10 protein-coding genes are annotated in these 13,330 nt (G+C 65.3%); 9 read left to right on the top strand and 1 reads right to left on the bottom strand.

Translation table 11 applies throughout. The features are described from left to right. The first annotated feature begins 17 nt into the window (after positions 1-17). From BPHYT_RS30190 to BPHYT_RS30160, 7 genes are read left to right on the top strand one after another with little or no spacing between them, the layout of a single operon-like run. Positions 18-971: an ABC transporter permease gene (locus tag BPHYT_RS30190; RefSeq protein ID WP_012427929.1), complete on the top strand. Its 954-nt coding sequence runs from the start codon at positions 18-20 to the stop codon at positions 969-971. Then, positions 968-1,918, top strand: a complete 951-nt coding sequence (locus BPHYT_RS30185; protein WP_012427928.1) for an ABC transporter permease — start codon at positions 968-970, stop codon at positions 1,916-1,918. Before BPHYT_RS30190 ends, BPHYT_RS30185 begins: the two co-directional genes overlap by 4 nt. Further along, a complete protein-coding gene (locus tag BPHYT_RS30180; protein WP_012427927.1) occupies positions 1,918-3,762 on the top strand; it encodes an ABC transporter ATP-binding protein in 1,845 nt (614 codons plus the stop codon). The genes BPHYT_RS30185 and BPHYT_RS30180 overlap by 1 nt, the downstream gene beginning before the upstream one ends. Beyond that, a complete protein-coding gene (locus BPHYT_RS30175; RefSeq protein WP_012427926.1) occupies positions 3,759-4,073 on the top strand; it encodes a (2Fe-2S)-binding protein in 315 nt (104 codons plus the stop codon). Before BPHYT_RS30180 ends, BPHYT_RS30175 begins: the two co-directional genes overlap by 4 nt. Beyond that, positions 4,058-5,464, top strand: coding sequence for an FAD/NAD(P)-dependent oxidoreductase (locus BPHYT_RS30170; RefSeq protein WP_012427925.1), 1,407 nt, complete (start codon positions 4,058-4,060; stop codon positions 5,462-5,464). Before BPHYT_RS30175 ends, BPHYT_RS30170 begins: the two co-directional genes overlap by 16 nt. Next, positions 5,461-6,630: an NAD(P)/FAD-dependent oxidoreductase gene (locus BPHYT_RS30165; protein WP_012427924.1), complete on the top strand. Its 1,170-nt coding sequence runs from the start codon at positions 5,461-5,463 to the stop codon at positions 6,628-6,630. Before BPHYT_RS30170 ends, BPHYT_RS30165 begins: the two co-directional genes overlap by 4 nt. Next, on the top strand, positions 6,627-7,055 hold the full coding sequence (locus BPHYT_RS30160) for a helix-turn-helix domain-containing protein (RefSeq protein ID WP_012427923.1): 429 nt from the start codon (positions 6,627-6,629) through the stop codon (positions 7,053-7,055). Before BPHYT_RS30165 ends, BPHYT_RS30160 begins: the two co-directional genes overlap by 4 nt. On the opposite strand, the gene prpR is transcribed toward BPHYT_RS30160, so the two are convergent. Next, positions 7,012-9,003 carry a propionate catabolism operon regulatory protein PrpR gene (gene prpR, locus BPHYT_RS30155; protein WP_012427922.1) on the bottom strand — a complete coding sequence of 664 codons (1,992 nt, stop codon included), beginning with the start codon at positions 9,001-9,003 and terminating at the stop codon, positions 7,012-7,014. The genes BPHYT_RS30160 and prpR overlap by 44 nt on opposite strands. A gap of 218 nt (positions 9,004-9,221) precedes the next feature. Here prpR and prpC point away from each other — a divergent pair, with 218 nt between their 5' ends. After that, complete coding sequence (prpC, locus tag BPHYT_RS30150) at positions 9,222-10,391, top strand: bifunctional 2-methylcitrate synthase/citrate synthase (protein ID WP_012427921.1); 1,170 nt, start codon at positions 9,222-9,224, stop codon at positions 10,389-10,391. A 328-nt stretch (positions 10,392-10,719) separates the two neighbouring features. Further along, positions 10,720-13,317 carry a Fe/S-dependent 2-methylisocitrate dehydratase AcnD gene (gene acnD, locus BPHYT_RS30145; RefSeq protein ID WP_012427920.1) on the top strand — a complete coding sequence of 866 codons (2,598 nt, stop codon included), beginning with the start codon at positions 10,720-10,722 and terminating at the stop codon, positions 13,315-13,317. The last annotated feature ends 13 nt before the right edge of the window (positions 13,318-13,330 follow it).

Below are 13,330 nucleotides of genomic sequence, written 5' to 3'. Positions count from 1 at the left end.
AATGGAGGCGATTCTCGATGAAAGCACATGCGCAACGTCTCATCGCCGCGCGCCTTGGCCTCGCGCTGCTTACGCTGCTGCTGGTGTCGGCAGTCGTGTTCGCCGTCACCGGGCTGCTGCCCGGCGACGCGGCCCAGCAGGCGCTTGGCCAGGCGGCAACCCCCGAAGCCGTGGCTGCCCTGCGGCATCAGTTCGGCCTCGACCAGCCCGCGCTGCAACGCTACCTGGTGTGGCTGCTTCATGTGGTCAGCGGCAACTTCGGCATCTCGCTGTCGAACAATCTGCCCGTCAGTCAACTGATCGCGACGCGTCTGCCGAACTCGCTGGTGCTGGCCGGACTGACGGCGGTGGTCTCGGTGCCGGTAGCGCTGCTGATCGGCATTTCGTCGGCGATGTTCCGCGGCTCGCTCCTCGACCGCACGCTCAACGTGCTGACGCTCTCCACGGTCGCGGTGCCGGAATTCCTGATCGCCACCATCGCGGTGCTGATCTTCGCGGTGAAGCTGCGCTGGCTGCCGGCGCTGTCGTATCTGTCGGAAGTGCATTCGTTCGGCGCGCTGCTGCGCATCTACGCGATGCCGGTGATGACGCTGTGCTGCGTGCTGGTCGCGCAGATGGCGCGCATGACGCGCGCCGCGGTGCTCGATCAGCTCAATTCGTCGTACGTGGAAATGGCCTTGCTCAAGGGCGCCTCGCCGGTGCGCGTGGTGTGGCGGCATGTGTTGCCGAACACCATCGGACCGATCGCCAATGCCGTGGCGCTGAGCTTGTCGTATCTGTTCGGCGGCGTGGTGATCGTCGAGTCGATCTTCAATTATCCCGGCCTCGCGAGCCTGATGGTGGACGCGGTGACCAACCGCGACATGCCGCTCGTGCAGGGCTGCGTCATGGTGTTCTGCGCGGCGTATCTGGTGCTCGTGCTGATCGCCGACCTGTGTCAAATCGTATCCAACCCGAGGCTGCGTCGATGATGAGCCAACCTACCAATCCCCACCATGTTCCTCACGCCGGCACGGAGCTGTACGACGTGCGCCGCGACGAACTGGTCGTCGAGCCTGCGCCTGTCGAAGTGGCGCCGCTGAAACAGGGCGTGTTCAAACGTCTCGTGCACCGCTTTTCCGTACTCGGCCTGATCGGTCTGCTGATGGTGGCGTTCTGGCTGCTGGTCGCGTTCATCGGGCCGCTGGTCGCGCCGTATAAAGGCGGCGCGCTGACCTCGACGGAAATTTTCGGCCGTTACAGCGCGGCGTATCCGCTTGGCACCGACTATCTCGGCCGCGACATGCTGAGCCGGATTCTCTACGGCGCGCGCTACACCGTCGGCCTCGCGCTCGCTGCAGCAGTGCTCGCGAGTGTGATCGGCACGTTCTTCGGGCTGCTCGCGGCGGTGTCGGGCCGTGTGGTCGATGAAATTCTGAGCCGCCTGTTCGACGCGCTGATTTCGATTCCGAGCAAGGTGCTCGCGCTCGTCGTGATCGCCGCGTTCGGGTCGTCGATTCCGATGCTGACGACGGTCGCCGCGGCCGCCTACATTCCCGGCGCGTTCCGCATTTCGCGCTCGCTCGCGGTGAACGTGATGAGCCTCGAATACGTGCAGGTGGCTCGGGCGCGCGGCGAAGGCATCTTCTATATTGCGCGGGTCGAGGTGCTGCCCAACATGATCCATCCGATGCTCGCCGATTTCGGCCTGCGCTTCGTGTTCATCGTGCTGCTGCTGAGCGGGTTGAGCTTCCTCGGCCTCGGCGTGCAACCGCCGAACGCCGATTGGGGTTCGCTCGTGCGCGAGAACATCGGCGGCTTGTCGGAAGGCGCGCCCGCCGTGCTGATGCCGGCCATCGCGATCGCGACGCTGACCATCGGCATGAATCTGCTGATCGACAACTTGCGGCGTCGCAGCCGCAAGCATGGAGGTGCGTGATGGCTGAGCGCGACATGATTGAAGTGAAGGGCCTGAGAGTCGTCGCAGGTGCGGCGCCGGGGCCGGTGACGGAGATCGTCAAGGGCGTCGATTTCTCGGTGAAGAAGGGCGAAGTGCTCGCGCTGATCGGCGAGTCCGGTTCGGGCAAGACCACCATCGCGCTGTCGCTGCTCGGCTATGCGCGCGCGGGCTGCGCGATCAGCGGCGGGTCGGTGCGCGTCGGCGAGGTCGAGGTGTTGTCGCTCGATGCAAAGGGGCGCCGCGCGCTGCGCGCGCGCACCGTCGCGTACGTCGCGCAGAGCGCCTCGGCCGGCTTCAATCCGGCGCGCACGATCATGGATCAGGTCATCGAACCGGCGCTGCTGCATCGCCTGATGTCGAAAGAAGCGGCGTCCGCCAAGGCGATCGGACTGTTCCGTTCGCTCGCGCTGCCCGCGCCGGAAACTATTGGCGAGCGCTATCCGCACCAGGTATCCGGCGGTCAGTTGCAGCGCCTGATGGCGGCGATGGCCTTGATCACCGATCCGGCCGTCGTCGTGTTCGACGAGCCGACCACCGCGCTCGACGTCACCACGCAGATCGAAGTGCTCGCGGCCTTCAAGAAGGTGATTCGCGAACTCGGCACCACGGCTGTGTACGTGTCGCACGATCTGGCGGTGGTCGCGCAAATGGCGGACCGCATCGTCGTGTTGAACGGCGGCGCGGTGAAGGAGAACGGCGCGGTCGCGCAAGTGCTCGACGCGCCCGTGGATGCGTACACGCGCCAGTTGCTGGCCGCGACGCGGCGTCCGGAAGCCGTGCTGACGTTGCCGCAAAACCCTGGCAAGCACGTGCCGCCGCTGCTGGAGATTCGCGGACTGTCGGCGGGCTATGGACGCATCGACCGGCAAGGCGCGCCTGCCGTGCGCGTGCTCGACGACGTCAGTCTGTCGATTCCGCGCGGCAGCACGCTCGGCGTGATCGGCGAATCCGGCTCCGGCAAGACGACGCTCGCGCGTGTGGTGGCGGGGCTGGTCGACCGGGCGCGCGGCGAGGTGCTGTTCAACGGTGAGCCGTTGAACGCGCAAATCTCCCGCCGCACGCCGGAGCAGTATCGGCAAATCCAGATCGTGTTTCAGAACGCCGATACGGCGCTCAATCCGAGCCATTCGATCGCCGATATTCTGGGGCGGCCTCTTGCGTTCTATCACCATCTGCGCGGCTCGGCCGCGAAGAAACGCATGCTGGACCTGCTCGATCTGGTGAAGCTGCCGGCTTCGATCGCCACGCGCACGCCGGCCGGACTCTCCGGCGGCCAGAAGCAGCGTGTGAATCTGGCGCGCGCGCTCGCCGCCGAGCCTGCGTTGATACTGTGCGACGAAGTGACATCCGCGTTGGACACGGTGGTCGGCGCCGCGATTCTCGATCTGCTCGCCGAATTGCGGCGCGAACTGGGCGTGTCGTACATGTTCATCAGCCACGATATTTCGACGGTGCGCGCGATCTGCGACGAAGTGATCGTGCTGTACGCGGGACATCGCGTGGAAGCGGGGCAGCGCGAGGTGCTGGCGGCGCCGCCGTATCACCCGTACACGGGCTTGTTGGTCGATTCGGTGCCGGCGTTGAAACCCGGCTGGCTCGACGCGCGCCGCGACATCGTCGCGACCGCCCTGCCGGCGATGGGCGAGAGCGCCGACATCGCCGAGTTGTGCTCGTTCCGCGCGCGCTGCCCGGTGCGTATCGACGGCAAGTGCAACGTGACGCCGCCTTCGTTGAAGAAGCTGCCTTCGGGCGCGGAGATTCTGTGCCACCATCCGGCCGCCGAACTGAACCGTTTGCAGACCGTGGAGGCGACCCCGGCATGAGCGGACGGTTTGTACGCGTCGCGGAAACGGGCCGCAAGACCTTTCCGATCACCGTGGACGGCGTCGTGCGCGAGGCCGCCGAAGGCGACACGCTGATGGTCGCGCTGCTCACCAGCACCGCCACGCTGCGCGACTCCGAATTCGGCGATGGCCGGCGCGCCGGTTTCTGTCTGATGGGCGCGTGCCAGGACTGCTGGGTGTGGACCGCGCAAGGCGAGCGCGTGCGCGCGTGCAGCACGCCCGCGCTGCCCGGCATGTCGATCGTCACGAAGCTGGCGCAAGCCGGGGAGGGTGAATGGCCCCGCGCGTAGTCGTCATCGGCGCTGGGCCGGCGGGGGTGCGCGCCGCGCAGGCGCTCGCGGAAGCGGGGCTGCGGCCTGTCGTGATCGACGAAGGCCGGCGCGACGGCGGGCAGATTTATCGACGTCAACCGGAAGGGTTTTCGCGCAGCTATGAGACGCTCTATGGCACCGAGGCCGAGCGTGCCACGTCGCTGCATCAGAGCTTCGATGCGTTGAAGAGCCGGATCGACTATTTGCCGGAAACGCTGGTCTGGAACATCTCGCCGAACGCCGTGCATCTGGTGAGCGGCACGCGGTATCGGTCGCTCGCCTTCGACGCGTTGATCGTTTGCAGCGGTGCGACGGATCGGCTAATGCCGGTTAAGGGCTGGCATCAGGCCGGCACTTATAGCCTCGGCGGCGCGCAGGTCGCGCTGAAGTCGCAAGGCTGCGCGATCGGCTCGCGCATCGTGATGATGGGCAGCGGCCCGCTGTTGTATCTCGTGGCCGCGCAGTACGTGAAGGCGGGCGCGCAGGTTGCCGCGGTGCTCGACACTTCGACGTTCATGCAACGCGTGGCCGCGTTGCCGCGCCTGCTGGCGATTCCCGCCGCGCTCAGAAAAGGCATTGCGTTGACGCGCGTGCTGGCCCACGCGCGCGTGCCGGTTCATCGCGGCGTGGAGCCGCTCGAAATCAAAGGCTCGGCGCAAGACGGCGTGAGCGCGGTCGAAGTCGCCTTGCCCGGTGGCAAGCGCCTCGAATTCAAGTGCGATGCCGTCGCGCTCGGTTATCACCTGCGGCCCGAAACGCAACTCGCGGACCTCGCGGGCTGCCGCTTCGTGTTCGACGAAAACGCCCAGCAGTGGCTGCCGCAGATCGATGCCGACGGCCGCAGCAGCATCAAGGGCGTCTATCTTGCGGGCGACGGCGCGCGAGTACGCGGCGCGGATGCAGCGGAGCGCTCGGGCCGTCTCGCGGCGCTGGCCGCATTGGAGGACCACGGTATAGCGGTGGACGGCGTGGAGCACTTGCGCGCCGAACTCGCACGCTTCTCGCGATTTGCCCAAGGTCTGCGTGGAGCGTTTCCGTGGCCGGCGAAATTCGCCGCGTCGCTGCCGGACGAAACGATCGTCTGCCGTTGCGAAGCGATCACGGCGGGCGAATTGCGTCGCGTGGTGCAGGCGACCGGCGCTAAAGAAGCCAATCGCGCGAAGGCGTTTTCGCGCGTCGGCATGGGTCGTTGCCAGGGGCGCTATTGCGGCCACGCAGGCGCGGAAATCATCGCGGCGGCGGCATGTGTGCCGCTGTCTTCCGTGGGACGGCTGCGCGGCCAGGCGCCGGTCAAACCGCTGCCGGTGGCGCTGACCGAAGTAGCAAGCGAAGTAGTAAGCGAAGCGGTAAGCGCCGAGGTGAGCAAATGAACGCGACGACCCGCAACGAAGCCGATGTGATCGTGATCGGCGGCGGCATCATGGGAACGACGACAGCGTTCTTCCTGCGCCGGCGCAACCGCTCGGTGATTTTGCTCGAACGCGGACTCACCGGCCAGCAGGCGAGCGGCGTGAACTTCGGCGGCGTTCGCCGTCAGGGCCGTGCGTTATCGCAACTGGCGATGGCGAACCGCGCGCTGCGCACATGGCAACGCTCGACGGAACTGCTCGGCGAGGACGTCGAGTTTCTGCCGTCGGGACATACGCGCGTGTGCTACCACCAGAAGGACGTCGAGAACTTCGAGCAGTACGCGATCGATGCGCGCGCCTACGGTCTCGAACTCGAAGTGCTGCACGGCGAAGCGTTGTTCAGGCGTTTTCCGTTTCTCGGCCGCGAGGTGCTGGCGGCTTCGATCTCGCCACTCGACGGCCACGCCAATCCGCGTCTCGCCGCGCCCGCGTTCGGTCGCGCGGCGGCCCGGCTGGGCGCGCAGGTGATCGAGGACACGGAAATCGTACGCGTCGAAAAAGACGGCGAACGGTTTCGCGTGGAAAGCGCGCGCGGTGACGTGTACTGGGCGGCGCAACTCGTGATCTGCGCCGGAGCGTGGGCGAGCCGGCTGGCTGAGCAGTTCGGCGAATCCGCGCCGCTCACCACGCGCGGGCCGCAAATGTGCGTGACGGAGCCGGTGCCGTACGTGTTCAAGTCGTCGATGGGCGTGTTTACGTCGATCAAGGAGGAGAGCATTTATTTTCGGCAGATTCCGCGCGGCAATATCATCGTCGGCGGAGGTCCGCCCGGTCCCGCCGACGCGGTGACGAGCCGCGCTTCGGTGTTGCCGATCAACACCGTGCGGCAACTTGCGCAGATGCGCCGGCTCGTGCCGGCATTGGCGCCGCTGCATGTGATTCGCGTGTGGAGCGGCGTGGAAAGCTATCTGCCCGACAGCGAACCGGTGATCGGTCCGAGCAGTCAGGTCGACGGTCTGTTCTACGCGTTCGGCTTCAGCGGCTCGGGGTTTCAGATCGGCCCGGGCGTCGGCGAAACGCTGGCGGAACTCGTCGATACGGGCACTACGCCGATTCCTCTCGACGCGTTTTCCATCCGGCGTTTCGCGAAACAGCCGGCGGCCCGCTCGACCATCGTGACGTCATGAAACAGTCCGTCAGTCTCAATGCGGCCCGCGCGTTCATCGAAGACCATTTCGACGAACCCGTGACGCTCGCCCAGCTTGCCGCGCTGTCCGCGCTCAGCGTGTCGCGCTTCGCCACGGTGTTCCGGCAGCAATACGGATCGTCGCCCTACCGGTATCTGTGCGGGCTGCGGATTCAGCGTGCGCAGACGCTGCTGCTCGAAGGTGTGCCGGGATCGGTGGTGGCGACGGAGGTTGGGTTCTTCGATCAAAGCCACTTTGGCCGCCATTTCAAGCGATGCTGCGGCATGACGCCCAGCATGTTCATCGCGCGCGCCGGGGTCAACGCGGCGCGGCATGGCGGCGCGAGCGGCTTGAGTGGCTTGAATGGCTTGAGTAGCGCGCCTACTGCGTCGCGCTCAGCTTCCGCCATAACGTCGTCTTGCTGATGCCGAGCGCCTCGCAGACCGCGTCGCGGTCGCCGTCGTGCGCGGCGAGCGCGGCGCGGATTTCGTCGGCTTCCACGTGACGGCTGCGTTCGCGCAGGGTTAGCGCGGCTTTTTTCGTGCGCGCGTGCGGCTCGACGATTTCAGGCGCGACCGTGCGCAACATGTCGCGGGTGAGAACGGGTGCGGCGGCGCCTGCTGATATTGCGCCCACGTCCGCATTTGCGTCTGCATCCACATCCACATCGGCGAGTTCGACCGCGATCCGTTCGATCACGTTCTGCAATTCACGCACATTGCCGGGCCACGCGTAGCGCTTGAGCGGTTCGGCGAGCGTGGCGAGCAGGCGCTCGGCGGCGGCCGCGTCCGGCAGGCGCGCCGCGAGCCTCGGTTCGCGCGCGGCGGCTTGCAGCAGCAGTTCGACGGCGAGCGGCAGCAGGTCGGTCGGCCGTTCGCGCAGCGGCGGCAGCGCGATGCTCAGAATGTTGAGCCGATAGTAGAGGTCCGCGCGAAAGCTGCCTGCTTCGATGCCCTCGGTCAACGCGCGATGCGTCGCCGCGACCACGCGAATATCCACACGTGTCGGCTCCGTCGATCCGAGCCGCACGACTTCACGTTCCTGCAGCACGCGCAGAAGCCGGCTTTGCAGCGACAGCGGCATTTCGCCGATTTCATCGAGAAACAGCGTGCCGCGGTGCGCGACTTCGATCAATCCCGCTTTGCCGCCCTTGCGCGCGCCGGTGAACGCGCCTTCCTCGTAGCCGAACAGTTCGCTCTCCAGCAGCGCCTCGGGAAACGCGCCGCAATTGATCGCGACGAATGCGAAGTCGCGCCGTGGGCTCAACTGATGCATGCTCTGCGCGACCATTTCCTTGCCCGTGCCGCTCTCGCCGAGAATCAGCACGGTGGCGTCCGAACGGGCATAGCGCCGCACCAGCGCGCGCACGCGTTCGATCGAATCGGACGCGCCGACAATATCGTCGAGCCGGTAACGCGCGCTGAACTGCTGCACGCGCTGGCGTGAACGCAAGGTGCGGTCGAGCCGCTCGACCGCGCGCGATTCCTGAAACGTCAGCACCGTGCCCGCCGCCGCGCTGCTGCTCGCCAGCGGCCCGCGATGCACGACATAGCTCACGCCACGCACCGTACACAACGCGTCGCCGTCCGCGTCCGGCAGGCTGCCCGCGAGATCGGGCGCGAGTTCGAGCAGCACGCGGCCCACGGCCTTCGCCGCTTCGAGGCCGAGCACGCCGGCGAGGCGCTGGTTCATCGCTTCGACGCGGCCTTGCGCGTCGAGCGCGACGACGCCGTCGCGCAGATGCTGCAGCAGATTGTCGAGCCGTTGACGCCGGATCGTTTCGCGCCGCGTGGCCTGCGCGACTTCGAGCGCGGTGTCGAAGGCCGCGCGCACCGACGCGCGCGAGTACAGGAACACCGCACCCATGCCGGCATTCGCCGCGAGATCGGTGACCATTCCAGGACCGACCACCACGTCGATGCCGCGATCGCGCAGATCGAGCACGACGCTCTCCGCGTGCTGCGCCGATTGATAAGAGGCGAAGGTGACGTCGAGCGCGTAGGCGGCGACGAAGCGGCGCACTTCGTCAGGCGTGTTGCCGTGCGTAACGAGGGCGACCTTTGCTCCGTCGCGTCGCGCCCGCGCGAGCGCATGCATCACGTCGAAGCCGGTCGGGCCGATCAACACGACCGGCACCGACACGCGTGTCTTCAGATACGCGCCGTTCGAGCCGCCGGCAATCACGACATCCGGGCGACCGGCGCCTGCGGCGTCGATCTCGCGCACGGCGTCTTCGAAACCGTGCGAGACGATGCGCAGGTCCGCGCGTTCCACGTATTCGCCCGCGATGTCGAAAAACAGATCGCGCAGGCGGCTGATACTCACGGCCCAGATGCGGGGGCGCTGGACGGGTTCGAAAGGAGGTGTGCTCAAGGCTGGGCGGCTCGCGGCGAAGCTGGTGAAGTCCGTCTATTATGCGCGCGTCCATTTCTGATTTGAAATGATCATTTCAATTGTGAAACGAAATGTGGATCGGCATGGGTGGCGGTTGTTCGTGAAATCAGGCACTTAGCGTGCGTCGAAGCGGCTGGCCCGTTCTTTGCATTTAGGCTGCGTTCAAAAGCATCCCCCATGCATCAGGAGACGAACTCATGAGCGAAGCAGACAACAGCACGCCGAACGCAGGCGCATTCAAACCGAAGAAATCCGTCGCCCTGTCGGGCGTGACGGCGGGCAACACGGCCCTCTGCACGGTCGGCAAGACCGGCAACGACCTGCACTACCGCGGCTACGACATTCTCGATATCGCGAGCGCCTGCGAATTCGAAGAAATCGCGTACCTGCTCGTGCATGAAAAGCTGCCGACCCAGGCTGAACTGACCGCCTACAAAACCAAGCTCAAGGCGCTGCGTGGCCTGCCCGCCAACGTGAAAGCCGCGCTCGAATGGATCCCGGCCGCCGCGCATCCGATGGACGTAATGCGCACCGGCGTCTCGGTGCTCGGCACCGTGCTGCCGGAGAAAGACGATCACAACCTGCCGGGCGCGCGCGACATCGCCGACAAGCTGATGGCCTCGCTCGGCTCGATGCTGCTCTACTGGTACCACTACTCGCACAACGGCAAGCGCATCGAAGTGGAAACCGACGACGATTCGATCGGCGGCCACTTCCTGCATCTGCTGCATGGCGTGGAGCCGTCGAAGGCATGGGTCGACGCGATGCACGTGTCGCTGAACCTGTACGCCGAACACGAATTCAATGCGTCGACGTTCACTGGCCGCGTGATCGCGGGCACGGGCTCGGATATCTATTCGGCGATTACCGGCGCAATCGGCGCGCTGCGCGGGCCGAAGCACGGCGGCGCCAATGAGGTCGCGTTCGAGATCCAGTCGCGCTACCAGACGCCGGACGAAGCCGAAGCGGATATCAGAAAGCGCGTCGAGAACAAGGAAGTGGTGATCGGTTTCGGCCACCCGGTGTACACGATCTCCGACCCGCGCAACAAGGTCATCAAGGAAATCGCCAGGAAACTCTCGAAGGAAGCGGGCAACAGCAAGCTGTTCAATATCGCCGAGCGGCTGGAGTCGGTGATGTGGGACGCGAAGAAGATGTTCCCGAATCTCGACTGGTTCAGCGCGGTCTCGTATCACATGATGGGCGTGCCCACGGCGATGTTCACGCCGCTCTTCGTGATCGCTCGTACGGCGGGTTGGAGCGCGCACATCATCGAGCAGCGCATCGACAACAAGATCATCCGTCCGAGCGCGAATTACACCGGACCCGATGATCTGCCGTTCGTGCCGCTCGCAAAGCGTGTTTGAGGGTGTTTTAAAGATGCCTTCGCTGGCGTCTTCATCGCCATCGATTGCGTGAGCGTGTAGCCACGCGCAGGCAAGCGTTTCTCCTCCATTGCGTCTAAAGAGCGCGGCGCAATGAAGTTGGGCCTTGGCTCGCTGAAACCCCGGGCCAAGGCCGTTTTTTGCGGCGCATTCGCGCGGCCGCCCGCAAACCCGAGCCGCACGGCGCTGCGCGCTAAACTACACGTACTGCCTGACTGGCCCGCTAGGGAAGCGCTATATAAAAGGGGCCGCCGATCGTGATCGGCCGCCACCGTCGTCCCCGGATCATTACTGTTTTGTCCCCTACGCCATGAATACTGCCAACCGCAAACGCCTTCCCGGCACCCAGCTCGATTTCTTCGACACGCGCGCCGCGGTCGACGCGATCCAGCCCGGCGCTTACGACAAACTGCCGTACACGTCGCGCGTGCTCGCCGAAAACCTCGTGCGCCGTTGCGATCCGGTCACGCTGACCGCGTCACTTAAGCAGATCATCGAACGCAAGCGCGAACTGGATTTCCCGTGGTTCCCGGCGCGCGTGGTGTGTCATGACATTCTCGGCCAGACGGCGCTCGTCGACCTCGCCGGCCTGCGCGACGCGATTGCCGCGCAAGGCGGCGATCCGGCGCTGGTCAATCCGGTGGTGCCGACGCAACTCGTGGTCGACCATTCGCTCGCCGTCGAGTGCGGTGGCTTCGATCCGGATGCGTTCGCGAAAAACCGCGCAATTGAAGATCGCCGGAACGAAGACCGCTTCGACTTCATCAACTGGACCAAGCGTGCGTTCAGGAACGTCGACGTGATTCCGCCGGGCAACGGCATCCTGCATCAGATCAACCTGGAGCGCATGAGCCCGGTGGTGCAGGTGAAAGACGGCGTGGCGTTCCCCGATACGCTGGTCGGCACCGACTCGCATACGCCGATGGTGGATGCGCTCGGCGTGATCGCGATCGGCGTGGGCGGGCTCGAAGCGGAAAGCGTAATGCTGGGCCGCGCGTCGTATATGCGCCTGCCGGATATCGTCGGCGTGGAACTGACGGGCAAGCCGGCCGAAGGCATCACGGCGACCGACGTGGTGCTCTCGCTGACCGAATTCCTGCGCAAGGAAAAGGTGGTCGGCGCGTACCTCGAATTCTACGGCACGGGCACGGCCAAGCTGACGCTGGGCGACCGCGCGACCATCGCCAATATGGCGCCCGAATTCGGCGCCACGGCCGCGATGTTCTCGATCGACGAACAGACCATCAAGTATCTGAAGCTCACCGGCCGCGACGACGAGCTCGTCAAACGGGTGGAAACGTACGCGAAGAAAACCGGCCTGTGGGCCGACAGCCTCGTCAATGCCGAATACGAACGCGTGCTGAAGTTCGATCTGTCGACGGTGGTGCGCACGCTCGCCGGTCCGTCGAATCCGCATCGCCGGTTGCCGGTGTCGGAGCTGGCGGCGCGCGGCATTAGCGGCAAGGTGGAGAACGAGCCGGGTTTGATGCCGGACGGCGCGGTGATCATCGCCGCGATCACGAGTTGCACGAACACCAACAATCCGCGCAACATGATCGCAGCCGGTTTGCTGGCGCGTAACGCGAACCGCCGCGGACTGACCCGCAAGCCGTGGGCGAAGACCTCGCTCGCGCCGGGATCGAAGGCGGTCACGCTGTATCTGGAAGAGGCCGGGCTGTTGCCGGAGTTGGAGCAGTTGGGCTTCGGCGTGGTCGCGTATGCGTGCACGTCGTGCAACGGCATGTCCGGTGCGCTGGATCCGGTGATCCAGAAGGAGATCGTCGAGCGCGATCTGTATGCGACCGCCGTGCTGTCGGGCAATCGCAACTTCGACGGCCGCATTCATCCGTATGCAAAGCAGGCATTTCTGGCGTCGCCGCCGCTGGTGGTGGCGTATGCGATTGCGGGCACGATCCGTTTCGACATCGAGAAAGATGTGCTCGGTATCGATGCCGACGGCCAAGCCGTCACGCTGAAGGACATCTGGCCGACGGATGCGGAGATCGACGCGATCGTCGCGTCGAGCGTGAAGCCGGAGCAATTCCGCAAGGTGTATGAGCCGATGTTCGCGGTTTCCGTCGATACCGGCGAGAAAGCCGATCCGCTTTACAACTGGCGCCCGATGAGCACCTACATTCGCCGTCCGCCGTATTGGGAAGGCGCGCTTGCCGGCGAGCGCACTTTGAAAGGCATGCGTCCGCTCGCCGTGCTTGGCGATAACATCACGACCGATCACCTGTCACCGTCCAACGCGATTCTTGCGGACAGCGCTTCGGGCGAATATCTGGCGAAGATGGGCTTGCCGGAAGAAGACTTCAATTCGTATGCGACGCACCGCGGCGATCACCTCACGGCGCAACGCGCGACCTTTGCCAACCCGACGCTGAAGAACGAGATGGTGCTCGAAGACGGCAAGGTGAAGGCGGGATCGCTCGCGCGCATCGAACCCGAGGGCAAGGTCACGCGCATGTGGGAGGCGATCGAAACCTACATGGAACGCAAGCAGCCGCTGATCGTGATTGCCGGCGCGGACTACGGTCAGGGTTCGTCGCGTGACTGGGCGGCGAAGGGGGTGCGTCTGGCCGGCGCGGAAGCGATCGTCGCCGAAGGATTCGAGCGCATTCACCGCACGAATCTGGTGGGTATGGGTGTGCTGCCGCTGGAGTTCAAACCGGGTGTGAACCGGCTCACGCTGGCAATCGACGGCACGGAAACCTTCGACGTGATCGGCGAACGCAAACCGCGTGCGGACCTTACGCTGGTGATTCATCGCAAGAACGGCGAGCGGGTCGAGGTGCCGGTGACGTGCCGGCTCGATACGGCCGAAGAGGTTTCCATCTACGAAGCCGGCGGCGTGTTGCAACGCTTTGCGCAAGACTTTCTCGAGTCGTCGAAGAAGGCGGCTTGAGGAGGCTCGAGAC

The sequence above is a fragment of the Paraburkholderia phytofirmans PsJN genome, assembly GCF_000020125.1.
GTDB classification, from domain to species: domain Bacteria; phylum Pseudomonadota; class Gammaproteobacteria; order Burkholderiales; family Burkholderiaceae; genus Paraburkholderia; species Paraburkholderia phytofirmans.
The sequence above is the reverse complement of the archived record's forward strand: the minus strand, read 5'-3'. Positions and strand labels throughout refer to the sequence as shown.